Source organism: Colwellia sp. D2M02 (genome assembly GCF_018860755.1).
Classification (GTDB): domain Bacteria; phylum Pseudomonadota; class Gammaproteobacteria; order Enterobacterales; family Alteromonadaceae; genus Colwellia; species Colwellia asteriadis.
The window spans coordinates 38,918-64,554 of record NZ_JAHKPW010000058.1 but is presented as its reverse complement, the minus strand read 5'-3'; the positions used below and the strand labels follow the sequence as shown (position 1 = coordinate 64,554).

21 protein-coding genes and 1 riboswitch are annotated in these 25,637 nt (G+C 37.6%); of the genes, 10 read left to right on the top strand and 11 right to left on the bottom strand.

What is annotated here, in order from left to right; all coding sequences use genetic code 11:
* Window positions 1–289: 289 nt before the first annotated feature.
* Complete coding sequence (locus KO495_RS09745; RefSeq protein ID WP_252738904.1) at window positions 290–1,543, top strand: amidohydrolase family protein; 1,254 nt, start codon at window positions 290–292, stop codon at window positions 1,541–1,543.
* Between the two features lie 157 nt (window positions 1,544–1,700).
* Here the strand turns inward: KO495_RS09745 and dnaB are convergent, their stop codons facing one another.
* The 4 genes from dnaB to KO495_RS09725 all read right to left on the bottom strand — a co-directional run bounded on the left by dnaB (window position 1,701) and on the right by KO495_RS09725 (window position 5,538).
* Window positions 1,701–3,119, bottom strand: coding sequence for a replicative DNA helicase (dnaB, locus tag KO495_RS09740; protein WP_215980210.1), 1,419 nt, complete (start codon window positions 3,117–3,119; stop codon window positions 1,701–1,703).
* Between the two features lie 227 nt (window positions 3,120–3,346).
* Window positions 3,347–4,300 (bottom strand): DUF4097 family beta strand repeat-containing protein, encoded by a 954-nt coding sequence (locus KO495_RS09735; RefSeq protein WP_215980209.1) that lies wholly within the window; start codon window positions 4,298–4,300, stop codon window positions 3,347–3,349.
* Window positions 4,301–4,342: 42 nt separating this feature from the next.
* A complete protein-coding gene (locus KO495_RS09730) occupies window positions 4,343–4,939 on the bottom strand; it encodes a hypothetical protein (protein ID WP_215980208.1) in 597 nt (198 codons plus the stop codon).
* The gene (locus KO495_RS09725) at window positions 4,939–5,538 is read right to left on the bottom strand and encodes an RNA polymerase sigma factor (protein WP_215980335.1); all 600 of its coding nucleotides are present in this window, start codon (window positions 5,536–5,538) and stop codon (window positions 4,939–4,941) included. Before KO495_RS09725 ends, KO495_RS09730 begins: the two co-directional genes overlap by 1 nt.
* A 298-nt stretch (window positions 5,539–5,836) precedes the next feature.
* Here KO495_RS09725 and KO495_RS09720 point away from each other — a divergent pair, with 298 nt between their 5' ends.
* The gene (locus KO495_RS09720) at window positions 5,837–8,386 is read left to right on the top strand and encodes a zinc-dependent metalloprotease (RefSeq protein WP_215980207.1); all 2,550 of its coding nucleotides are present in this window, start codon (window positions 5,837–5,839) and stop codon (window positions 8,384–8,386) included.
* Window positions 8,387–8,560: 174 nt separating this feature from the next.
* Here the strand turns inward: KO495_RS09720 and rpmE are convergent, their stop codons facing one another.
* Entirely contained in the window at window positions 8,561–8,773 is a 213-nt protein-coding gene (gene rpmE, locus KO495_RS09715; protein ID WP_215980206.1) for a 50S ribosomal protein L31, read from the bottom strand.
* Between the two features lie 122 nt (window positions 8,774–8,895).
* Here rpmE and KO495_RS17670 point away from each other — a divergent pair, with 122 nt between their 5' ends.
* The 6 genes from KO495_RS17670 to KO495_RS09690 all read left to right on the top strand — a co-directional run bounded on the left by KO495_RS17670 (window position 8,896) and on the right by KO495_RS09690 (window position 14,428).
* Window positions 8,896–9,030: a hypothetical protein gene (locus KO495_RS17670; protein WP_289847616.1), complete on the top strand. Its 135-nt coding sequence runs from the start codon at window positions 8,896–8,898 to the stop codon at window positions 9,028–9,030.
* A gap of 25 nt (window positions 9,031–9,055) precedes the next feature.
* A complete protein-coding gene (gene priA / locus KO495_RS09710) occupies window positions 9,056–11,272 on the top strand; it encodes a primosomal protein N' (RefSeq protein ID WP_354668380.1) in 2,217 nt (738 codons plus the stop codon).
* Between the two features lie 136 nt (window positions 11,273–11,408).
* On the top strand, window positions 11,409–11,981 hold the full coding sequence (locus KO495_RS09705) for an SPOR domain-containing protein (protein ID WP_215980205.1): 573 nt from the start codon (window positions 11,409–11,411) through the stop codon (window positions 11,979–11,981).
* Between the two features lie 88 nt (window positions 11,982–12,069).
* The gene (gene hslV / locus KO495_RS09700; RefSeq protein ID WP_215980204.1) at window positions 12,070–12,588 is read left to right on the top strand and encodes an ATP-dependent protease subunit HslV; all 519 of its coding nucleotides are present in this window, start codon (window positions 12,070–12,072) and stop codon (window positions 12,586–12,588) included.
* A 99-nt stretch (window positions 12,589–12,687) separates the two neighbouring features.
* Entirely contained in the window at window positions 12,688–14,016 is a 1,329-nt protein-coding gene (gene hslU / locus KO495_RS09695) for an HslU--HslV peptidase ATPase subunit (protein ID WP_215980203.1), read from the top strand.
* Window positions 14,017–14,065: 49 nt separating this feature from the next.
* Entirely contained in the window at window positions 14,066–14,428 is a 363-nt protein-coding gene (locus KO495_RS09690) for a gamma-butyrobetaine hydroxylase-like domain-containing protein (RefSeq protein WP_215980202.1), read from the top strand.
* A 113-nt stretch (window positions 14,429–14,541) separates the two neighbouring features.
* On the opposite strand, the gene KO495_RS09685 is transcribed toward KO495_RS09690, so the two are convergent.
* Window positions 14,542–16,401, bottom strand: a complete 1,860-nt coding sequence (locus tag KO495_RS09685) for a methyl-accepting chemotaxis protein (RefSeq protein WP_215980201.1) — start codon at window positions 16,399–16,401, stop codon at window positions 14,542–14,544.
* A 284-nt stretch (window positions 16,402–16,685) separates the two neighbouring features.
* On the bottom strand, window positions 16,686–18,686 hold the full coding sequence (locus tag KO495_RS09680; RefSeq protein WP_215980200.1) for a GGDEF domain-containing phosphodiesterase: 2,001 nt from the start codon (window positions 18,684–18,686) through the stop codon (window positions 16,686–16,688).
* Window positions 18,687–18,870: 184 nt separating this feature from the next.
* Between KO495_RS09680 and rraA the strand changes: the two genes are divergently transcribed.
* Window positions 18,871–19,356 carry a ribonuclease E activity regulator RraA gene (rraA, locus tag KO495_RS09675; RefSeq protein WP_215980199.1) on the top strand — a complete coding sequence of 162 codons (486 nt, stop codon included), beginning with the start codon at window positions 18,871–18,873 and terminating at the stop codon, window positions 19,354–19,356.
* A gap of 44 nt (window positions 19,357–19,400) precedes the next feature.
* Here rraA and KO495_RS09670 read toward each other — a convergent pair whose 3' ends face one another.
* From KO495_RS09670 to KO495_RS09660, 3 genes are all read right to left on the bottom strand, one after another.
* The gene (locus KO495_RS09670; protein WP_215980198.1) at window positions 19,401–20,975 is read right to left on the bottom strand and encodes a GGDEF domain-containing phosphodiesterase; all 1,575 of its coding nucleotides are present in this window, start codon (window positions 20,973–20,975) and stop codon (window positions 19,401–19,403) included.
* 163 nt (window positions 20,976–21,138) lie between these two features.
* Entirely contained in the window at window positions 21,139–21,666 is a 528-nt protein-coding gene (locus KO495_RS09665) for a hypothetical protein (protein ID WP_215980197.1), read from the bottom strand.
* A 19-nt stretch (window positions 21,667–21,685) separates the two neighbouring features.
* Entirely contained in the window at window positions 21,686–23,422 is a 1,737-nt protein-coding gene (locus tag KO495_RS09660) for a hypothetical protein (RefSeq protein WP_215980196.1), read from the bottom strand.
* A 297-nt stretch (window positions 23,423–23,719) separates the two neighbouring features.
* Window positions 23,720–23,802, top strand: a riboswitch (cyclic di-GMP riboswitch).
* Window positions 23,803–24,053: 251 nt separating this feature from the next.
* Here KO495_RS09660 and KO495_RS09655 point away from each other — a divergent pair.
* On the top strand, window positions 24,054–25,031 hold the full coding sequence (locus tag KO495_RS09655) for a GGDEF domain-containing protein (RefSeq protein ID WP_215980195.1): 978 nt from the start codon (window positions 24,054–24,056) through the stop codon (window positions 25,029–25,031).
* A gap of 44 nt (window positions 25,032–25,075) precedes the next feature.
* On the opposite strand, the gene orn is transcribed toward KO495_RS09655, so the two are convergent.
* Complete coding sequence (gene orn / locus KO495_RS09650; protein ID WP_215980194.1) at window positions 25,076–25,621, bottom strand: oligoribonuclease; 546 nt, start codon at window positions 25,619–25,621, stop codon at window positions 25,076–25,078.
* Between the last annotated feature and the right edge of the window lie 16 nt (window positions 25,622–25,637).

Below are 25,637 nucleotides of genomic sequence, written 5' to 3'. Positions count from 1 at the left end.
TAGAGTTTAGCACTACCCTCAATAGTGAATTCATCAAATAATACCGATAATAATTTTATTAACGCATGAATAAAAATAATGTACTTCACTACTTCCCCCCAAATAACTAACAAATAACTGGCTTTTTATTAGGCGTATCGTAGTGAGAACCTCCTATCATTCGCCGATTTTTTATACCACTTGTTCGACAAACTTGTTAGGGTGAATAACCAATTAACATCTGAGCACCGATAAAATGCACAAATTAACGAATATTTATACCCTTGTTGGTTTGACTTTGTCTATATTGATGTCAACTCAATTAGTAGCAAAAACACAAGTTATTCATGCTGGTAAACTATTAACCGTTCCAGGAAAGTCCCCCCTTACCAAACAAACCCTAGTTATTAAAGATGGCATAATCACCGATATTAAAGCAGGATTTATTGCCGTGAGTCTGTTCGAACAAGACGCGCAATTAATTAACTTATCGAAAAGCTTTGTTATGCCTGGTTTAATGGATATGCACGTGCACTTACAAGGAGAGCTTGGCCCTCAAAATGATAGTGAAAAGCTAAGAATGTCAGACGCTGACAGACTAGTTAAAAGCGCCTATTTTGCTAATAAAACCTTGATGGCAGGCTTTACCACAGTAAGAGACCTCGGTGGCAGCGCTGAGCAGAGCTTTGCATTACGCGATGGTATTGCAAAAGGCTATTTACCAGGGCCACGAATTATCGCCGCTGGCAGTAGTGTTGCCGTTACTGGTGGTCATGGTGATGTTGATGGTATGAGCCCCGATTTATTAGAAATGCATACCGCAAAAACTGTTTGTGATGGCCCTTATGATTGTCGCCGCGCGACACGACGTGCGATAAAGTTTGGTGCTGATGTTATCAAAATAACTTCTACTGGCGGTGTGTTATCTGATACAAATACCGGTACAGGCCAACAAATGGCTGATGACGAGTTAACCGAAGTGGTAAACGCAGCGCATGCTTTAGGACGAAAAGTGGCAAGCCATGCGCATGCTGCTGCGGGTATCAATGCTGCTTTACGTGCAGGTGTTGATAGCATCGAACACGGCAGTTACGCTAACGAAGAAAGCATCAAACTATTTAAACAACATGGTGCTTACTTAGTTCCAACCTTAATGGCTGGTGATACCGTAGTTAATTTAGCGAAAACCACTGAGTTTATGTCGCCAGCGATTAGCGCCAAAGCAATTCGAGTTGGTGGCGATATGATCAAAAACTTTAAACGTGCCTATAAGTCGGGCGTAAAAATAGCCTACGGCACCGATAGCGGCGTATCTCGTCATGGCTCTAATGCTAAAGAAGCGGTGTTAATGTTCAATGCTGGCATGACACCTCAAGATGTATTAAAGTCAGCCACAATTCATGCTGCTGATTTAATTGGTCGAACAAACGATTTAGGAACTCTAGAAGTAGGTAAAGTTGCCGATATTATTGCTACCAATGAGAGCCCATTACAAGATATAAAAGCGCTACTAACCGTGGGTTTTGTGATGAAGTCAGGTGTGGTATTTAAACAACCAGAATAAGGTAAACTCGAGCTATTAAGTAATAAAACCATTCAAAAGCAAAAAAGTTAAGAGCAGTACTCACTTAACAATTATTATACCGCGGCTCTTAACTTACCTTAAAATATTATTTAGCTCTATATGCTTAAAGGACACTATAGAGCTAAAGGCGTTAACATTAATCTTCTTCTAACACATGCGGACCAGCGTAGTTATCAAAGCGTGAAAACTTACCTTGGAAGGTTAACGGTACTCGCCCTATTGGGCCATTACGTTGTTTACCAATAATTATTTCAGCCATACCTTTAAACTCTGAATCGTCGTGATAAACCTCATCACGATAAATAAACATGATTAAATCGGCATCTTGCTCTATTGAGCCCGACTCACGTAAATCCGAGTTAATTGGACGTTTATCTGAACGTTGCTCCAAACCACGGTTTAGCTGAGAAAGTGCGACAACAGGCACTTGTAATTCTTTAGCTAGGGCTTTAAGTGAACGAGAGATTTCTGCAATTTCTAAGGTACGGTTATCTGAAAATTGTGGTGCACGCATCAGTTGTAAGTAATCGATCATGATCAAGCTAATGCCTCCATGGTCACGATGAATACGACGCGCACGAGAACGAACTTCTGTTGGCGTTAAGCCTGCAGCGTCATCAATATACATTTTACCCTTTTCAATTAACAAGCCCATGGTTGACGACAAACGCGCCCAATCTTCATCATCGAGCTGGCCGGTACGAATTTTAGTTTGGTCAATACGACCCAATGATGCCAACATACGCATCATGATTTGGTCTGACGGCATCTCTAACGAGAAAATAAGTGCTGGGTAATCTTGAGTCATGGCAGCGTGTTCTGCCAAGTTCATCGCAAAAGTGGTTTTACCCATTGATGGACGTGCCGCTACAATAATCAAGTCTGATTTTTGTAGGCCTGCCGTCATTTTATCTAAATCAGCAAAACCACTAGGTACACCGGTAACACCGCCAGATGGGGTTGAACAAAGTTTTTCAATACGATCTACGGTTTTTTCTAATACTGAATTAAGGTTTTCAGGACCTTCAGATTTGTTCGCTCGCTTTTCAGCAATGGCAAAAACTTTCGTTTCAGCAAAATCAAGTAAGTCGGCACTACTACGGCCTTGAGTATCGTACCCTGCTTCAGCGATTTCATTAGCAACACTAATCATTTCACGAGTAACAGCTCGTTCACGCACAATATCTGCATAAGCGGTAATATTGGCGGCGCTCGGCGTGTTTTTCATCATCTCTGCAAGATAAACAAAACCACCAGCATCATCGAGCTTTTGATCGTTTTCTAAAGCTTCAGAGAGAGTAATTAAATCGACGGGTTCACCTAACTCAATGAGTGCGCCAATGGTTTCAAAAACTAAACGGTGTGATCGTGAGTAAAAATCTGCAGCAACCGTTTTTTCTGCGACCTTATCCCAAGTTTCATTATCGAGTAGTAAACCACCGAGTACCGACTGCTCCGCTTCAAGAGAGTGAGGGGGAATTTTTAATTCGTCGATTTGTTTATCTTTAATAAATTGCTGTTCTTTGGCAAATTTACGTGGCTTTCTTTCTGCCATTTACTTAGCCTCTTGCTGCTGCTGATTTGAAATTAACTGAGGTGAGTAATGTAGCAGAAATTGCTAAGCGGGAACATCAATAATTACTATCGAGTAACCTACAGTCCCTAGTCTTTGCTCTGTAGATAATTTTTAATATCGTCATCAATAAAAAAAGCGTTTAAGTGAAGAAATAGTCACTTAAACGCTGATAAAATTATACGCTATATGTACTTACATTAGTGGTACTAATCACCTTTAACAATCACGTTACCACTAACGGTATTAACACGAACTGTGCTGCTGCCATCCCCCATTTGAAAGTTAAGGGTTGAGCTTGGTCCGTACTTCGCTTCTTTAGCTTTAACATCGCTAAGCTTATTGATTAAGTCGCCACCAACATTAGACTCAAGAGCAAAATCTGCATTAATATCTTTTTGAAAAATAAACTGCAAATTGCCACTAACGCTTGATGCTTTTAATAAACCTTTATCTTTTAAGGCTAACTTAACATCAACATCGCCACTGACCGTAGACACTCTTAATTCCACTACATCAGCTAGACTTAAATCACTATCACCTGAAACAATATTAAGTGATACTTCACTTGCGACCGACTCACTAACAATGTGGCCACTTACCGTTTTTATTTGTAATCGACCTTGAGAGTTATTATCGTCAATATCACCGCTAACCACAGATAAACTAATTTTCCCTGATAAATCAGAGCTGCTAATATTACCGCTGATGCTACTAAGCTCAATATTATGACTTAAGTCTTTAGCCACAATATCACCACTTACCGTACCTGCTTCAATACCACCATGTAAGTTACTCAGTGCCAACTCACTCGACACACCAGTAAAATCAACGCTAATATGCTTAGGCATGAAAATAGTTAACGCTGACCCAGATGAATTCCAACCACTGGTATTAGGGTATTCAACTTTAATATAAGCTTGTGCCCCTTTTTGTTTAAAAGTTAGCGACTCAACCTCATCACCTAACTCACCGCTTAAGCTTATTTTATCTTTATCCCAACCAACAACATTTACTGAGCCACTGCGATTATCAATCATTACGTTCGTAATATTTTCACTAGAAATACTGCGTGAAACTTCTTCACCAGCCATAACGTTACTGGTGTGTATTAACGTGCTCATTATTAATAAGGGTAATAAAAATACTTTAACTTTTGTCATTATCAATTCTCTCTTGTCTGGTGTTTGCTTATATTGGTTACGTTATATCACTTGATATTGGCGATATAGTTGCTCTAGTAGTTTCAACTCTTGCTGCTGGGTAAAGTCTAATAAATTTAACAAATCAACATTATGTTTATCAGCAAGTAGTGCTTTACTAATCGTTTTACGCGCTTCAGCTAGTTTGGTTAATTCATTTTGCATTTCAATGGGTAAGTTTGTCAGATTTGGCTGTCTGAAACTAACCTGCATTGCTTGTTTTTGTTGAATGAAGTTTTGCTCCATATATTGCACTAGATCTTCTGTAACGGCTCCCCTGTGAGCAATTTGTTCATTAGGCTGGGTTAGCATTGATGGTGCAAAAGTAAACCAACTCACCATAACAGCTAACACTAAAGAAGCAGCCCAAGCCATAGGCACTGCCGATGTAAATTTTTTAAATGCTGAAACGTTTTCAATATTTGTTGCTGGCTGCTGAGGCATATTGTGAATGGCTCGTTCAATACCCGACCATAAATCACGTTCGGGCTGCATTTCACATGGCAATGCTGTAATACTCTGCGTTAAATGCTGCTCGCTATCGACGATTTTCGTCGAGCTACTTTGTGCTTTTAAATTATTTATTACTTCGTTACTCATTATGCGTCTCCACTTTCAGGTGTCACAGCGTCATAACCTTCTATTTCTAGCCACTCTTTTAATAATGTTCTTGCTCTATGGTACTGAGACTTACTTGAACCGACCGCCATTTTTAACATGCTGGCAATTTCTTCATGCCGATACCCCTCAACCGCAAAGAGTACAAATACTAAACGTGCTCGCTCAGGTAAACGGGCAATATGTTTATCTAGACTTTCTAATGTTGAGTTGTCAGTTAGTTTTTCGCTTGGCTCAACCAGATTACTCACTTGCTCTTCAATGCTAAATACTCGCTGTAACCAATTCTTTTGTTTACGTAAGTGCCCTAAAATAACATTGGTGGCAACGCTATGAAGCCAAGTACTAAATTTACTCTCACCTCGAAAATTCGTAATTTTTTGCCACAACACTACAAACACCTCTTGGCAGACATCTTCGGCACTGTCTTTATCTGCCAGCATGCGCCAACATAACGCATATATACGTTTATGGTGGCTTTGATATAAATGGTGAAACGCGTGCTGCGAGCCTTGCTTAGCCTGATAAACCCATTGGCTTTCAAGGTCGCTACCACGATTAACGGCATCACCATCAGCTATATTAAGCTGCTGTCGCGGGTCATTAATGACCTTAGTTAAATTCAAATGTTCAGTCTCTTATTTTAATAATAGGGTTGAGAGTAACGCAGCAACATTTATCTGGCGGCTACTTTGATTAAGATACATAGGTTACGAAAAAGGTTTAAACAATAATAAAATAAAATGTCATTAATATGTTGTTACCTTTTGCGGTGTTAAGTTAACGGCTATTCGCTTAAACTAATACAGTAAAGTGACCAAAACTTAACATAATTATAACAAAAGCGATAACCGCACCAAGCCCATTTAAGGAACTTACATGAAACTTACCTGTGTAACGCTAGCAATTACCCTAGCGCTTAGCAGTCAATTAGCCCTTGCTGATGACGCTAAGAAATCTACTGAGAAAAAGAAAGAAAAAACCATTGCTGAGCTTATTGAGAAAAAAATAGCCACTGAAGGGCTATTCGATTTTTATCAAGATGAAAAAACCGGCGAAACTTTAATGTTAATTAATGAAAGTCAGCTTGATACGCCTTTCTTGCATTTTGCCCAAACCATTGATGGTGTTTCTGATGTTGGCCACTTTAGAGGTGGTTACCGTGGTGGCAAAGTTATTGAGTTTAGAAAATATTTCGACCGTATTGATATTGTAGCCAAAACACAGCGCTACCTTTTTGATGAAAACAATCCAATAAGTCGTGCCAAAGATGCCAATATCAGTGAAGCGGTACTTGCCAGTGTAAAAATAGAAAAAGAGCAAGACGGACAAATTGCCTTAAAAGTAAATAAGTTATTTTTAAGTGAAGCCTTACATAAAGTATCACCATGGGCCCGCGTTAATGATAAAAATGCCAAAAAACGCTTTAAAATTGGTAAGTTAAATGACAAAAAATCACGTATTTTAGCAAAGCGTGCATACGATAATAATGTTGATATTGTGGTTGATTACGTTTTCAACAATCCTAACCCTAGTGTTTTTGGCTCTAAAGCAGTGTCAGATCCTCGTTCAGTATCTATCAAGTTACAACACTCATTTATTGAATTACCTAAAGATGAATTTGCGCCACGTTATGATGACGCACGTGTCGGTTACTTTACGCATCAATATGACCAAATGACTTCAAGCCAATGGGCACCTTATCAAGATGTTATCAAACGCTGGAACTTAGTCAAAAAAGACCCTGTGGCCGCGTTATCTGAACCAGTAAAGCCTGTAGTTTGGTGGATAGAAAATACCACTCCCATTGAATGGCGTGAAACTATTAAAGAAGGCGTACTTGCGTGGAATAGTTCATTCGAGAAGGCAGGCTTTAAAAATGCGTTACAAGTAAAGATTCAACCTGACGATGCCACATGGGACGCTGCAGATCTTAACTACAATGTACTTCGCTGGACCTCGTCACCAAACCCACGTTTTGGCGGCTATGGCCCATCATTAGCAAACCCATTAACCGGTGAAATGCTTGGCTCTGACATTATGCTTGAGTTTATTTTCATGAAAAATCGTTGGATCTACAACAGCCTATATAGTCAAGGCGCAAGTAGTTTAACGGCTGAACACAATGAAAACTCAGCGGAGCATAGTGAAAAGTTACATTGCAGTGCAGGCCATGAATTACAGCAAGACTTCATTTTAGCGCAAGCCATGACCAACACTAATGATATAGAGCACGAAGCCCTATTAAAAGAAGGTTTACGCTCGTTAGTATTACATGAAGTAGGTCATACCTTAGGCTTAAACCACAACATGAAAGCATCTATTTTATGGGATGAAAAAGAGGTTCATGACAAGTCAAAAACTCAGGGCATTTTAACGGGTTCAGTAATGGACTATGCGCCTATTAACGCAGCACCTGTTGGCGTTAGTCAAGGCGATTACTTCCAAACTAAACCGGGACCTTACGATGACTGGGCTATTGAGTATGGTTATTCAACTACACTAGAAAGTGCCGAGCAAGAGCAAGCCCGTTTAAATAAAATTTTAAGCCGCTCAACAGAAAAAGGCTTAGCTTTTGGTAACGATGCTGATGATATGCGCGCGCCAGGTCGCCACATTGACCCAAGAATAATGACTCGCGATTTATCATCAAACCCAGTAGCCTACGCTGTTGACCGTATGGGGCTAATTAACCACTTGTTAGGTGAACTAAAAGATAAGACCTTAATCGATGGTCAATCGTATCAGCAACTATTAATTTCAGCTAACTCGCTGTTTGGTCAATACCGTAGTCAGGCGAATATCATTTCTCGCCAAATTGGTGGTGTTTATGTAGAGCGTCATTTTGTTGATAGCAACACAAAAACACAAACGAAACCTTACACTCCTGTGCCTAAAGCAACACAACAAGCGGCAATGCAAGCACTAACAGACCATGTTTTTGCTGGTAATACCTTAGAAAGCATGCAACCGCTTTATAGCTATTTACAACACCAGCGCCGTGGTTTCAATCACTATGGTAAAAATGAAGACCCTAAAGTTCATAGCATGATCTTAAATATGCAAAAATCAGTTTTAAGCCAACTGCTGCATGTTAATGTGTTAAAACGTATTTCAGATACGAGTTTATACGGTAATGATTACACCTTGAATGAAGTGTTAACTGACTTAACTAAGGCAATATTTGTTGATAAAAAGCAAGCCAACTCGTTAAATCATAATATTCAAATTGAGTATGTAAAACGCTTGATTACTATTGCTGGCGTAGTTAAGCCTTCGGCTTACGATAACTTAGCAAAAACTGCCGCTTTAGGACAACTAACCGAGATATTAGATAACAGTAGCTCGCTAGGTTTTGGTAAAAACAGTGCCACTAAAGCACACGATGCTTACATCAGTTTAATGATCCAAAAAGCATTAAAAGTGTAGCTTTGTTGTAATAAAGACAGGCTTTTTATTCTAGCCAAGCCAAACACAAAGCCAGTAGTTTTCTACTGGCTTTTTGTTATTAGCTAGCCTCTCACTGTAGCGGTTTACCACATGATTTTCAGACATAAAAAAAGCGCCCTTAGGCGCTTTTTCTCGTTTACTGTAAAATAAGAATTACTTCTTACCCAATACAGCGAAACGTTTGTTGAATTTATCAACACGACCACCAGACTCAGCAGCTTTCTGCTTACCAGTGTAAAATGGGTGACATGCAGAACATACGTCTAGGTGAATATCTTTACCTAAAGTTGAACGAGTTACTACAACATTACCACAAGAACAATTCGCTTTTATTTCAGCGTAAGTTGGGTGAATACCTTCTTTCATGGGGACCTCTATCTCATTTGAGAATTTGGGCGCATCGCCACTTCGCCATTAAGACTTCATCTTTTAGTAAGAATAAAGCAAAACGCCAAGCACCATACGTAGTTAAAAATTAATGGGGCCGAATGATAAATCATCGCCAAAACAACTGCAACAAAAATAACAATAATGCTGATAAAAAATACAATGTCGCGGCTATTTTTCATTTAAATGCCAATGTTACTTGGCAGGCATTATTTCAACGGGCAGAATATTACTAAGTTTACATTAGGTAAAATAATATTCGTGTCTAACCATTACATTCAAGTCGCTATTCCGGTGCCAATGCGCCAGCTATTTACGTACTTAGTACCTGAGCAGCTTCAAAGCCCAGCCATAGTAGTTGGCGAACGAGTAGTGGTACCTTTTGGTGCACGAAAAGTTATTGGTATTGTTATGGGAACTGACGCTCATAGCGATGTTGATGAAAAAAAACTAAAAAACATTGAGAGTCGATTAAACGACAGCTTTCATTTGAGTCAATCTCTAGTTGATTACTTACAGCTTTGTGCGCATTACTATCACCACCCTGTTGGTGATGTTTTTCAACAAGCGCTACCTGTGTTATTAAGAAAAATAGAAAAAGTAACGCTAACTCCGCCTATGGTTTGGCAAACAAGTGACTTTGAAGATGCTGATAATACGAATGACACCATCAATAAACTCAAAAGCAAAGCCATTAAACAGTTCAACCTTTATCAAATCATTAAACAACATAGTGGCATCAGCTGGGCTGAGTTACGCACTTTAGGCTATAACAAAGCACAACTTAACGCTTTACATACCAAAGCATTAATTGAAGAAGTAGAGCAAACCACTCAAGCTTTTACTTGGCAAGACAGTTTTTTAAATCAACAAGACAAATTACAGCTATCAACCGAACAAGCCATTATTGTCACAGCAATTGAACAATCCCTTAATAGTTTTTCATGTCATTTAGTTGATGGTGTTACTGGTAGCGGAAAAACTGAAGTTTACTTACAGGCCATGGAAACCGTACTAGCTCAAAGCCAGCAAGTACTAGTGATTGTGCCTGAAATTGGGTTAACCCCGCAAACATTGAGTCGCTTTGAGCAACGCTTTAATGTACCTGTTGCACTACATCACTCAGGCCTTAATGATACCGAACGTTTAAATACTTGGTTAACAGCACAGCAAGGTAACGCTGCCATTATTATAGGTACCCGATCGGCTATTTTTAGTCCTCTGCATAATTTAGGCTTAATTATTGTTGATGAAGAGCACGACTCATCATTAAAACAACAAGACAGCTTTAGGTATCATGGTCGTGACATGGCCATTTTACGTGCTCGACAGCTTAATATCCCTATTGTGCTTGGTAGCGCAACTCCGAGCTTTGAAACCTTGCAAAATGCGTTGTCAGGTAAATATAACTACCATCAATTATTAAAGCGCGCAGGTAACAGCAGTAAAGCTAAAATTGCGCTTATTGACATGAATCATCAACAAGTCGAGTTTGGTTTATCTGGTACGTTAAAACATGAAATAACACAAACACTGAGCCGTGGTGAACAAGTACTACTCTTTTTAAACCGCCGCGGCTATGCTCCGGCAATTAACTGTAAAGAATGCCACTGGATTGCAGACTGCCAGCGCTGCGATAAACCTTATACCTTACATCAAAAGCAGCAATTACTTATTTGTCACCATTGCGGCAGCCAAAAGCGTATTCCACCACAATGTCCATCTTGTGGCAGCGTACGTATTGTGCCTTTAGGGCAAGGAACCGAGCAGTTAGAAAATCGACTTGATGAATTATTTCCTGATGCCAGTATTGTTCGAATAGACAGAGACAGTACGCGGAAAAAAGGCGAGTTGGCGAAGTTACTACAAGAAGTTAGCGATAAAAAACATCAATTATTAGTCGGTACGCAAATGTTAGCTAAAGGGCACCACTTTCCTGATGTTACTTTAGTTGCGGTGCTTGATGTTGACGGTGCATTATTTAGTTTTGATTTTAGAGCCAGTGAACAAATGGCTCAATTATTAATTCAGGTAGCCGGGCGTGCTGGTCGAGCGAGTAAACCCGGCAAGGTATTAGTACAAACTAACTTTGTTGATCATCCATTGTTACAAGATTTAGTACACAATGGCTATCATCACTTTGCTCACCAAGCATTAACCGAGCGAAAGCAGGCCTTATTACCACCATTTAGCTACCAAGCATTAATACGGGCTGAAGCAAACTACCCTTCTTATCCTGAAAAGTTCTTACGAGGGTTAACTATGCAGCCTTTAGTAAGCTGTGAGTTTGCAGGACCCGTACCTGCGGCAATGGAGAAAAAGGCAGGAAAATTTCGCTATCATTTGATTATTCAAGCCAAAACCAGAAAACACCTTCACGGCGCTATTCAACAATTACTGATGCAAATACCACAAAGTGAATGGCTTAATAAAGTACGCTGGAGCTTAGATGTCGACCCAATTGATCTTAATTGGTAGTTTATTAAGTCATTAAATAAAATCAGCTCATGGTGAGAAACATTATTGATCATATTTGTGAATACATTGGCTGATTTTTACCTTATTGTCAGTTAGAATACCGACAATTACTTTGTGTTAACTATGTTAAGCCTTCATGCCAAATCAAGATTATATTTCCCGTAAACCAACAAAAAAGAAAAGCCCTAAAGGCTCAGCTAAAGCTAAAAAAAATAGTGCTCCAGCAAAAGCGACACTACCTCTTAAAAGTAAAGTAATCATATTAGTTACCTTATTATGTATTGGCGCATTTGGTTACGGCTTATGGGCGTTAAAAACAGCACCAAGCACCAAAGTACCTGTGACTGAAAAGCCTCAAACAGCCCCCGAAAACGAAGCCAAAACACTACCAGAGCCACCAAAAGAAAAGTGGAGTTACGTTAAAGGCTTAGAGCAAAAAGAAGTTGAAGTGGGCCAATACGAAGTCAAAGAAAAAGGCCCTTACAAAATGCAGTGTGGCTCGTTTAGAACTCAAAAGCAGGCTGAAGTACTTAAAGCCAATATTGCTTTTGCAGGGCTTGAATCTACCATTCAAAAAGTAGATGGCACCAATGGCACTTGGTATAAAGTGTTTCTTGGGCCTTATCAACGTAAGCGCTTGGCTGAAAAAGACAAGCACAACCTCAGACGTAATAACATTAACCATTGTCAAATTTGGTTATGGCGTTAATTGAAATAATTACGCTTGCTCCTTGAAAAAAGCAGATAACCCCCAACTTAATTAACATTCAAGCATTCTGTTAATTTTCGAGGTTTATATGACTACTATTGTTTCCGTAAGACGCAATGGCAAGGTTGTTATTGGTGGCGATGGCCAAGTATCACTAGGCAATACTGTAATGAAGGGCAACGCCCGTAAAGTTCGCCGTTTATATAACGGTAAAGTACTGGCTGGCTTTGCTGGTGGTACTGCTGATGCTTTTACCTTATTTGAGCGTTTTGAAAGTAAATTAGAACAACATCAAGGTCACCTCACCAAAGCTGCTGTAGAACTTGCCAAAGACTGGCGCAGCGATCGCGCCTTACGAAAACTTGAAGCGTTGCTCGCAGTTGCCGACGAAACAGCCTCTTTAATTATTACCGGTAACGGTGATGTTGTTCAGCCAGAGCATGATTTAATCGCCATTGGTAGCGGTGGTAATTTTGCGCAATCAGCCGCAACCGCTTTATTAGAAAACACCGATTTAAGCGCGAAAGAAATTGTAGAAAAATCGCTAAAAATTGCGGGTGATATTTGTGTTTTCACAAACCAAACTCACGTAATTGATGAATTATAAGTAATATAGTCTGCTCATCAGACTGTGTGCAATCCCCTATAAAATAGACCTAATGATGATTGCCTAAGTTATTTATTAGGCAATACCGAGGAAAATACTATGTCAAATATGACTCCCCGCGAAATTGTTCATGAATTAGATAGCCATATTGTTGGCCAAAGCGACGCCAAACGCGCTGTTGCTATTGCACTGCGTAACCGCTGGCGACGTATGCAATTAAATACCGATTTACGCACTGAAGTAACGCCTAAAAATATTTTAATGATTGGCCCAACAGGTGTTGGTAAAACTGAAATTGCTCGTCGTTTAGCTAAATTAGCGCGCGCACCTTTTATTAAAGTTGAAGCGACTAAATTTACCGAAGTAGGCTATGTGGGTAAAGAAGTCGAAACCATTATTCGTGATCTTGCGGATATGGCAATCAAAATGGTGAAAGAAGACGAAATGGAACGTGTTAAGCATTTAGCAGAAGAAGCTGCTGAAGAGCGTATTCTCGACGTTTTACTACCACCTGCACGTGATAATTTTGGTAACGATGAAACCAGCGAAAATACCAACACGCGTCAAATATTCCGTAAAAAATTACGCGAAGGAAAGCTCGATGATAAAGAAATCGAACTCGACTTAGCCGCCCCACAAGTTGGCGTTGAAATCATGGCTCCTCCAGGTATGGAAGACATGACTTCTCAGCTACAAAGCATGTTTCAAAACATGTCGAGCGAAAAAACTAAAAAGCGTAAATTAAAAATTAAAGATGCATTTAAAGCACTTCAAGAAGAAGAAGCCGCTAAAATTGTTAATCAAGATGATATTAAACAAAAAGCGATTGATGCTGTAGAGCAAAATGGTATTGTTTTCATTGATGAAATAGACAAAATTTGTAAGCGTGGTGACAGCTCTGGCCCTGATGTTTCTCGTGAAGGGGTACAACGTGACTTATTACCATTAGTTGAAGGCTCAACCGTGAGCACTAAGCACGGCATGATTAAAACTGACCATATTTTGTTTATTGCTTCTGGCGCGTTTCAAATGGCAAAACCTTCTGACTTAATTCCTGAGTTACAAGGTCGCTTACCTATTAGAGTTGAACTACAAGCGTTAAGTGCTAATGACTTTGTGCGTATTTTAACAGAACCTTTTGCCTCATTAACCGAACAATATAGTGCGCTATTGGCAACTGAAGGTGTAAACGTTGAATTTAGTGACGATGGTATTCAAGCCATTGCCAATGCAGCATGGCAAGTTAACGAAAGTACTGAAAACATTGGTGCCCGCCGTTTACATACTATGATGGAGCGTCTGGTTGAAGACTTATCATTTAACGCTGATCAGCGCAGTGGTGAAACGATTAATATAGATAAAAGTTACGTTAATAATATCTTAAGTGACGTAATTAAAGATGAAGACCTAAGCCGCTTCATCCTTTAGTTATCACTGAACGATAAAGATAATAACCAGCGCTACTTGAGTAAACACCATGAACATAAAACGTTTTACATTAAACAACGAAAACAAGATCTTAATTATTGATTTTGATAACTCAAGTAGCTATCAGTTACCGTATGAATATTTGCGTATTAGCTCACCTAGTGTGAAAAACAGTAAAGGTGTAAAAGAGCTGATTTGCCACAAAAAGCAAGTGCAGTTATCAGCAATAGAGTGTGTGGCTAAACATGGTTACCGCTTACTTTTTAATGATAATCATAGCGCTATTTATTCAGCTGAGTATTTATTACAACTAGCGACTGAACATGATATCCGCTGGCAAGATTACTTAGCACAACTAGCTAATAGCGGCCACTCTAGAGAGGCCATGATTGAAATCAAGCAGGTTCAATAATAAAGGTAAGCATTAAATTACTTTGTTATCGCATACGAAACAAAAAAGCCAGAACTCTGACAAGCGTTCTGGCTTTTTCTATAGACCTATTAAATCACTAAGCACTAACTGCCTTAAACACTAAAGCGACTGACCTCACTACTTAACACATCTGCTTGTTCTGATAACTCTTTACTCATGCGTTCATTTTCTCTTGCTGATTCAGCAGATTGCTCCGTCACATCTCGAATCATAACCACATGTTCATTAACTTCAGATGCCACCGTACTTTGCTCTTGAATCGCAATCGCAATAGCGCTGTTCATATCCATAATAAGTGATACATCTTGCGTTATTTCATCAAGCATAGCTCCTGCTGAGCTTGCTTGGTCTGCACTCTCTTCACCTTGACTACGGCACTGCGCCATTAACACCACAATCTCTTGAGTTCTTTTTTGTAAAAGGTTAATAATGGTTTCTATTTCTTGTGTTGAGTCTTGAGTTCTACTAGCTAAGGTTCTTACTTCATCAGCAACTACCGCAAAACCACGCCCTTGCTCACCAGCTCTAGCGGCTTCTATTGCGGCATTAAGTGCCAGTAAGTTAGTTTGCTCTGCAATACCGCGAATAACACCTAATACAGAAGCAATGGTAACGCTTTCTTTCTCTAACTCTTTCACAACATTTTCAGAGTCCATTAATTTCTCTGATAATTGCCCTATTTGATTAATAGTTTGCTCAACACCTATTTTACCTTTTTCAGCATTACTGTTAGTAAGCTCTGCTTTATATGCGGCTTCTCGGGTATTCGTTGCAATTTCGTCAACCGTAGCAACCATTTCAGTGACCGCAGTTGCCACTAAATCAGTTTGTTGCATTTGGGTTTCAACGCCCGAGTTGGCATTAAAAATATTATTCGTTAAGCTATCTGTTGCTGCATTTAAGGTAGTAACTGACTCATTAACTTGCAGAATAAGTGTTCTAAAGCTATTAAGCATTTGATTAAATACCGTCGCCATATCCGATAGCTCGTCATTACCTCTAACGTCTACTTCAATACCTAGGTTATTCGTTTTGGCAATATCGCTCATCGTATGTTGTAGCGTACTAATGCGCTCTAAAATACTTTTCCCTACTAACCAAGCAAAAACTAACGCTATAACTAATACAACTAAAAATAGGCTGTAAGCTAATAGGTTAATAAATTTAACGTCATCAGCAACAATTTCATCGCTCTTTTTCATTAACACTGGCAATGTTGCATTAACTTGATTGACACTTTCAGTCATTTCAGCCAAAAGCCCCATTTCTTTATGGTAACCGAGGCTTTTTTGTAATTCAGCTAAATCGCCAAAAGCATTTTTATAGTTTGTTAATAGGGTATTAAGTTGTTGCTTTTTGCCTGATGAAAAGCCACTCTGTTGAATATTGCTAGCTAAAACAGCTACATTATTATTTAACCTACCAACATATTTTTCATCAAGGCGTAACATAAAGTCTTTTTCATTACGTCTAAGCTGCAACATGCCACTTAACAATAAATTATTATCATCACCAAGCAATGATTCAATGTTGTGTACTGCCGCTCTAAGTTTGCCATACAAACCATCTTTGGGGTCTAAACCTATGCGCTTTTGCATATCCACAACTTTTTCAAATGCTGCAACATACTCATCCAACTCTTTACGCAATGTTTTAATTTCAGGCAATACTAAGCCTATTGAAGTGAAGTCACCATCAAGTTTAGCAACTTCTGTATTTAGCCTTTCAATACGTTTGGTAAACAATTCCGCATAAGCAACATCTTTATGATTAATAAAGTCATTACCATTAGCTCTAAGCTCGAGTACTGAGGCACTGACTCTACCAATATTTTCGGCAATGTTAATGTCTTTTTGTAAGCCATTACTGGCGTAAGTTAATAACAGCAACATGAGCGTTAGCGCACAAACCAAAATAACGGAATTTGCGATAAGTTTATGTTTAATAAGCATATAGTGGCAACCTTAGTGTACAGATGAGTATAATATTCCTAATAAAAAGAACAACTAATTACCATGTTCCTTGTGTATTAGCTTTTTATTTTTACGTTTAAATAGGGGTTTACAAATCTAGCTAAGCTTAAGCTGTGAAGCGTAACTATATATGTTCCAATAGTTATTATAGTCCTATATCGACCAGCGCCACTTTTTTATGAGTTTTTTTTTATAATTAAGTTAATTTAATAGATTAAGAGAAAGGTAATATAGAGGCGTCAATGTAAAGTCACTATAAACGACTATTTCTTAGTTAAATGTCGAACTAATTCCGCTTCAGAAATAGGCTTGCTAATAAAATAGCCTTGTACTGCATCACAACCTAAGTTACGTAGTATATTAAGTTGCTCAATAGTTTCTACACCTTCAGCTAAAACCCGCTTCCCCAGACCATGTGAAAGATCGACCATTGATTTTACAATAGTCAAGTCAGAGTCATTAGTTGCAACCTCTGCAATAAAACTGCGATCTATTTTAATTTTATCGATAGGTAGTTTTCTTAAATAAGCCAACGAAGAATAACCGGTACCAAAGTCATCTATAGAAACCTTAATACCCATGCTTTGCATTTTCACTATACTATTCATTGCTCTCTCAATATCAGTCATAACAACATTCTCTGTTATTTCTAATTCGATGTACTTAGAGGGAATTTTATGTTCTTCGAGTAGCTTTTGAATATTAGTCACTAATTGCACATCTTGAAACTCAACAGCGGTTATATTAATAGCAATGGCGACGCGACGCTTACAAAGATCGAACAAGCGAGCACTTATTTGGCAGGCTTTAGTTAAAATGTAATTATCAAACTCGTTATGCATGCCTAATGCTTCAATATCATCAAGAAAATCTGCTGGCATTAAAAATCCTCGCTCAGGGTGTTGCCAACGAACCAAAGCTTCAACGCCTTCAAGTTTATTCGTAAACAAGTTAAGTTGCGGCTGAAAGTGCAGTACAAACTCGTCATTTTTTAAAGCAGAAAGTAAAGCAGCTTTCATTAACAATAAGCGACGACCTTGGGCCTGCATGCCGCCCTCAAAACCGACAGTAGCTATGTCATTAGTTTCTGCATGATGTAAAGCTAAATTAGCTTTTTGCAATAAATCTTCAGCATTAACAGCATCAATTGGATAACAACAATACCCGATGCTTGTTTGAATATTGACTTTATTTTGTTCAAAGCGGTAGGAGCGCTCAATAAGTTCATGAATATGCTGAGCAGCTCTATCAATATGTGATTGCTGCTCAAACTCAATCACAAACATAAATGAATCACCACTCAAGCGACCAACAGCAACGGGCAAAAATACGCTTGAATTTAAACGTGCAGCAATCTCGCCTAGAATATAATCTCCGACTTTCAAACCATAAGTATCATTAATAAATTTAAATTGCTTAATATCAATTAAGAAGACCGCAAGCTTATTATTTTTTTTATGCTCGCTAGCAAAACCACTTATTTTTTCGGATAACTTAGCCATGACTTGTGTTCGGTTTAATGCCCCGGTAAGTGAGTCATGCTCACCTAAATATTGTGCCCGATTAATTGCATTTAATGCTGATAATCGTTCAGCACCTTGCATCCAAACTAATAAAGTAAAGCCAAGAATGCTCTCTGCAGCAACATTAAAGAAAACTAAAAACGCTTCAAAAGTGGGAAACCATAGATCTGTTAATGCAACAATAGAAATAAAGGAGTAAAACAAATACCGAAAACCGACAATAAAGAAAAACCACATTAAAATTCTATTCGACAAATGGCTATTTTTATCAAATAAAAGCAATGTCGCTAAAGCGAAAAATATGCAACCGAAAATAAAACTAGGCAGACTTACTGTTAAATAAAAATGATTGAAAGAGTCCGTATGCTCTACTGTTATCAATACCACACTAAAAGCAAAAATAAACACAATAAAGCTGCAGGTTTGTTTAAAAGACAGTACTTTTTTATTTTTGGCGCTTAACACACCTAACGTTAAATAAAATAAGAAACTAAACAGTAAACTTAAATGTAAGGTTTCAATAATAACTAACTCTACATCAACCTCTAGGGTATGAGGCATATGCAGAACAATAGCCTTCAAGAAATATGTTGCTGTAAGTGATACTAAACTTATTAGCCAGTAACCCACATATTGGCGTTTAAATGTACGGTAATACATAAAAAACACGAACGATAAAATAGAGAATACAACAGCTTGTGTTGTAAATAAAAAGGTTCGTTCGGTGAGGTGTTCAATCATAAATAACCTAGCGTTATAAAACGACATTTATATAAATACAAAAAACATTTGATAAAACGGTCTTTATTAAAGAGTGTTTCACCTTTGAATTCAAGTAACCTCCTGCCTATATAATGTGTTTCCTTTTCACTATAAATAGATATACTGGTAACTAATTTATAGTGTTACTTTAAAGGGATAAATTATGTATTACAACACTTCTGAGCTTTGCGACTTTTATGGTGACTTGGTAGATGTAATTGACCCTATTTTCTGTAACTACGGGGGAAAAAGCTCTTTTGGTGGTCAAGTGGTCACCATAAAGTGTTTCGAAAGTACTGGTATTGTTAAGCAGTTAACAAATATAGATGGTACTGGAAAAGTGCTTGTCATTGATGGTGGCGGATCGACTAGACGCGCTCTTATAGATGCAAGTATTGCGCAGTGCGCTGCACATAATCATTGGCAAGGTATTATTTGCTATGGCAGTGTTCGCGATGTAGACACGATAGAGCTTATAGATATAGGTATCCAAGCTATCGCTGCGATTCCTGTTGGTGCTAATGAAGATGAAATAGGCGAAACCGATGTAGCAATCAATTTTGCAGGCGTGACTGTTTTACCTGACGATTATATTTATGCTGACAATACTGGCATTGTACTATCGCCAGACCCTCTAGATATTAAGTAAGTTAACCGTAGTAACTGTTCCTTAGTTACTACTTTCAATATTACCTAATGATTTTTATACCATTTTTCCAGCCAAAGCTCTACTTCATCTAATGCAATGCCGGGACTAATAATGTTTCCTTGAACATACTTCCCGCCCATTGTAGAGAATGCATCGGCTGCATCTCGCTTATCAATATCAGTACCAATTAACGGTAGCTTCATTGTACGTGTAAGTGTTATTAATGCATGAGTAATTGCTTTATCTACTCTGTTTTCACTATCATTTGTTAATTGCTGACAGTTAATTTTAATTTGATGAATAGCCATTTTTCGAATATAACGCAAAGCTTGATAGCTACCTGAAAAGTCGGTAATAGCAATAGTAATATCAAGAGACTTTAATTGATTGATAATACTTCTAGCGCGGTCAATATCTTCAAGTAGTACATTCTCATTCAGTTCAACAATTAAGTAGCGCCCTGAAATATTATAATGCTTAATTTGTAGCTCAATATAATCGACCAAGTCAGGTTGAAATAAACAGTTACTAGGGAGGCTAATTGATATTGGCTGCTTATGATTATTTTTTTGCAAAACAGCTAAAGTCATGAATGCAAATTTCAACATTTGCTTAGCAAGTATATACATTTCACCGCTATGCTTCGCCAGTAAAGTAAAATCTTCAAGTTCAAGTGGCGTAGTGGATTGTAACTCATACCAATGCACTCGTAACTGAAAGCCTAATATACTGTTATCATCAATATTCACTTGTGGTTGAATATACCAATGAAGCTTTTCATCAAGAACATCGCTTCTCAATTGCTCCATACGCGCCAACTGATGCTGTGTATGACGTAGTTTTTCGTTATTAAAGTATCGAATATTTTGCTGAGAGCTTGAAGTATCTAACAACGCATCTCCAGCATGCGCAACGACCTCATGAGCGGTATTACCGTTTTTTTGATGTAGTGCAACCCCAAAAGCAAGTTCAAAGTTTAATGAAAAACTTTTAAAACTCATCGCCTCAGGAACACTCTTAGTTAACTGAACACAAATATCATTAATAACGCTCTTATCATCATATTTATTACCCGCTAAATTAATCACCACTAAAAAATTTAAGCCTTGTAAACGAGCAATACGTACAGGCTCTCCGACACTTGAAAAGCTCAACAACGCTTCATTATTAGCGACGCTCAACTGTAGGCAGTACGCTAATTGCAGTAATAACAAGTCAGAATTATGATGACCTAATAACGTATTAGCTTGTTCAAAATTTATAGGTTTCAGCACAATAGCAGCTAGCGGTTTATTCTTATTTTGAGTTATCGCTTGTTCGAAAACTTGTAAAGCAGACTGCGCGGTAGGTAAATTAGTTACCGTATCCAATGAAGATATCTCTGTCGTTTTTTTTGTGATTATTTCCGTTTTACTACCACCCTTAACAGAGTTAAATAGCTTTAAGCTTAGCCACCAACAAATATAACTACTAAAAAGTAGTACACTTAAATAAACGAAAATAGAAATCGACGTTAATGACAAGCCATCACGGTATAACTGTACAAATAAAAATGACAGCCCTGATGTCACGACAATAATGGACAATAAAAAGACTACTCTAATGTTAAAACGACTCATATTTAACAACTACCTATAAACCAGCTTATGAGGGGAGTATCATAAGCGTACTAAATATACAGCGAAGCTATACTTCTAAACTATACCTTTAAGCTATACCTCTAAATTATTCAGGGCAAGCATATTTATCTATTTTTTATAGCTTGAACAAGCAACCAAAATCCTACTTGGTAATAGCAGCCCCTTTAGCCGTAATTAACGCTTTATCGGCATTAGTTAATAATAAATTAACTAAGTGAAGGTAACCGTTTAAATTGTCACTTGACCAAAAACGTTTAAGTGAGGTGTCACTGGTTACCATCCATGCGATAAACTGTTTAAAAGCATAAGGGTCATGACTATCAAAACATTTTTGGCTGATTTTTTTTAGTCGACCTTTACCTTTTAAGCAGTCCCTAAAAATAATGCTGTAGTTATTAATCAATGGACTAATCAAGTCCAGGTGCTTTATCAGATCTTTATCATCATATTGCTCCGCTTGTGCCTTCATAGTAAGTAACCTAGCCTTAATAAACTCTTCATAGCGCGATGCAATAACCGCCATTGAGTCTTGCATCGCTTTGCTTTCTTTACGAGTTTGACTGTTCTCTCTTTGCTGAGTAATTAATAAACGTTGCAGTTTTTCGGAACGTATCGAGAAAAAAATACTGACGCCAATAAAAATTGCAGTGATGATTAATATAAAAAACATTAAAATACCTTAGGTTATTCTACGATTGTGATTTTGCTTTAGCTGTATCAGTTAATTTTGCAAGGAAACTAAAAGGGTCTATATCCTTAAAAGTAGGTGAATCAAGTTTGAATTTTATCATTAACGAGAAATCGCCCAAGCTACCAAAAAATAATGAGTTTAAGGCTTCAACTAACTTTTCAGCTTTACCAGAGACATCTAACTCACTTTGATGCTCAAACAATAAAAGGTACTCACCTTCATTCAATACACCAGCAAATTCAAATTCGGCTAATTGTTCTTGAATAATACTAACCATGATCCCCTTAACTTCAGCAACTTGCTTTTTATTAAATGTGAAAACTAACTCTTGCCAATTTTCAATGGAGATATAACACACTGAAAGCGGATACTGAAATTTTCTCGCTTTTTGATAGGCCTCTTGATAATACAACTTAGTTTTTTGTGCGTTAGTAATAATACGGTATTCATCTAACTCTTCATAAGCTTTTTCGGCCTTATTCGCGCGCAACCTGAAATAGTAAATTAACGCGCCAAAGGCAAATAACATAAGCAAGCTTAATAGTATAAGAATAATCGTATGTTGCTTATGATACTTGCGCTGAAATGAGGTAATCATTTCACTATTTCCCGCAAGCTTAATCGCTAACTTCTTTCCCTTACCAAGAGAGTCTTTCTTTAGAGCTTGCGTTAGCGTCTGATTGTAAAAATAGTGAGTGTACTTTGCTTCTTTTTTCTTATTCTCAAACTTAAACCACAAGAGCTGACTATGCTTTTGTGCTATCAAATAGGCTTGTTGATAATCACCTTGGTCAAAATACATTTCTGCTAGCATCCGGTAAAATCCAACATACTCTAAAGAAATCTCTTCACCTTTTAATAAAGACAAAACATTTAGCAGTATATCGTAAGCTTTATCTTTCTCCTGTAAACTCATCTTGATACTAGCTAAAGCGACTAAGGTTTCAATGTATTCCGTAATAACATTGTTGTTTTTAAAGGTTTCTGCAGCTTGAGTAAGTGCCCTATCGGCTTCTTCAAATTGTTGTAATTTAAAAAAACTTAAACCGACACCTTTATCAGCTAGTGCAACTCCTATAGGCTTTTTCCTCTGTTGAGCATACTTTTTTGCTTCCCAAAAAGCACTGTAAGCATCATCAAAGCGTTGTAAATATAAATATGCATACCCAATATAAAGATAAGTTTGGTCAATATTTTCTTTTTTATTTAAATCAAAACGTAATTTAAGAACTTTTAATTGTATCGTTAATGCCGTTTGGTAATCGCCTAAATAATGATAAGCCGTAGCTAAAATAGTAAAAAATTCAATATGCTCGATAGAGACACTTCTTTTATCAACGGTTTTATCGAGTAGCATTAAGTCAGCAAGTGCTTGCTCATATTGCCCTAACATAGCGAACGCAACACTACGATAACTCAACGCCAGCAGTTTATACTGCTCATGGGATTCACCTAGAGTAAGGGCTACTAAATCTTCTGCTATATTAAGTAATTGTTGGAATTGTTTTTTAGCCATATGCACATTAGCTAGCTTAAGTAATAACGCAAGCCTAACTTTCTGATCTTCTAGATCTACATTTAATCCCGATTGTACATAAGTAAAAGCCTTATCTATCTCATTCTTGTTACTCGTTACAATAGCAAGTAGTAAATATAATTTAGCGAGAATATCAACAGAGTAATACTGAGAATAAGGAAGAATCTGTTGCGCTATTTTCTCTACCTTTTCATACATTATAGCTTCATGGTCGAGGTAATATAGCTGCTCCACCTGAATTGTTAAGATCTCTATTTCTTTACTCGACAAACCTTTCAGGTTCGCCTCGTTTGCCCCACAGAAATATGGAGCTCCTAATAAAATAAACAGTAAAAAAATTCTATACATAATTTAAAATATAAAAACAATCAGTTACCTTAGCTTTTCACATAAAAAAACTAAAATGTTACTTTATTTTTACTTTATTCCTTTTTGTTATCAATATTTTATATTTACATTCACTCATTTTTATCTATAATGAGCGTAAGCTTCAATGCTTAACAAGGGCAAACTTAGTGAAAGCTAAGGACGCAAAGTTACCGGTCTAATGGGAAACCTATGATAGCGGAACTGCAAAATTTAGATATAGTGGGGGCTTATCTTCATCTTTTAGTTCTCTATCAATTTCTTCCGTTAACTTTGCGTGCCCTCTCTCTTTCTTTAAAATATTAGCATTTAAATAAAATTACTATTAAATGGATTAACGTTATGTTACTAATCCCATTTGATTATCTCACTGTACCGTATAACTCCTCCGATAGAGATAATAATTAAGCTACTTAGCTTGCTTAATTTGTAATGATAAAAATGCATAGAAGTGAATAAATAAATGAAGTATCACGACTCTATTGAAACCGCCGACAAAATTATGCGCTTGGTGGTTGCTCAACTCAAAAAGTGGCAACTTGCGATTAACCCAATTAATTATGCTGTTGTTTATGAGTATTATAAAAAGTCCAATGCACAACTCACCGCTGCTATTGAAAAAGAGCTATTAGTAAATGAAAGTTTGAATGGTTTCTTTATGGAGAACCTCTATAAAGAAACAGTGCTTGAAAAAAGTGAATTCAGAGAAGAAATTCTTACAGACCTCAGTACGTTAATTAACGACTCTCATCATAATCAGCAAGAACTAACAAGCTCCTCTATAGCGTTAATACACACTCTCGAAAAAAACATTACACAACTTTCATCTTCAGAGCCAAATAACGTTAAAAATGCAATTAGCTCATTAACAACAGCGACTGAAGACTTCAAAGCACAAATACTACATTTATCAAAGCAGTTAGAGTGCCACCAAGAAGACAGCCAGAGACTCTCCGCAGAGCTCACTCAAGCACGCTATCAAATTAACTTAGACAAGGTAACCGGTTTATTTAACAAAAAAGCAATTAGTAGCCATATATCTGCATGGCAACAACAGTATACGCCGTGCAATATCGCCGCCATTTCGATTAAGATAGAAGAGTTCAATAAGATAGAACGTGACTTTGGCGTACTATTTTCTGATGTAATACTCACCAAAATAGCGCATAAGATCGCAAGTTATATACACGACAGTGGGTTACCTGTACGCTTTAATTACGATGAATTTATATTATTATTACCACAGGCTTCGCATCAAACAGCGACAGAAATCGGCACAAAAATAATCCAAAGTATACGAAAAATGCGCTTTGTCAGTATAAAGTCAGATATTAAATTACCACAAATTAATAGCCAATTTAGCGTTAATCATATGGAGGAAGGTGAGAATATTGACGACTTTTTAAAAAAGACAAAAATTGAATCAACCCTAGCAACCTAATTACCCCCTTTAATTTAGCGATAACTGATTGCTAGGCAATTAACCTACTCTTTAAAGAAAAATTCTCGATAAGTTTTTAATTCAGCAATAGATTCTTTAATATCATCTAACGCTAAATGAGCGCCTGTTTTAACAACTTTATCTAACACTTCAGGCTTCCAGCGTCTTGCTAGTTCTTTAATTGTGCTAACATCAATATTTCTGTAATGAAAAAACTCTTCAAAATCAGGCATGTACTTATGCGCAAAACGCCTATCTTGACCAATACTATTACCACACATTGGCGACTTACCTGCTGGCACCCACTTTTTGACAAAAGCTAACGTTTCTTGAGTTGCTTGAGCTAGGCTCACATCACTGTCTTTGCAACGTTGAGTTAACCCCGATTTGCCATGTTGCTCAATACACCAAGGATTCATGTTATCTAAAACATTATCAGTTTGATGAATAGCAAAAACAGGACCTTGCGCTAAAATATTTAACTGACTATCTGTAACGATGGTCGCTATTTCCAAAATTACATCTTCTGCAGGCTCGAGTCCTGTCATTTCTAAATCAAGCCAAATTAAATTACTATCGCTACAGGTCATAAAGTTCCCTTAAAAA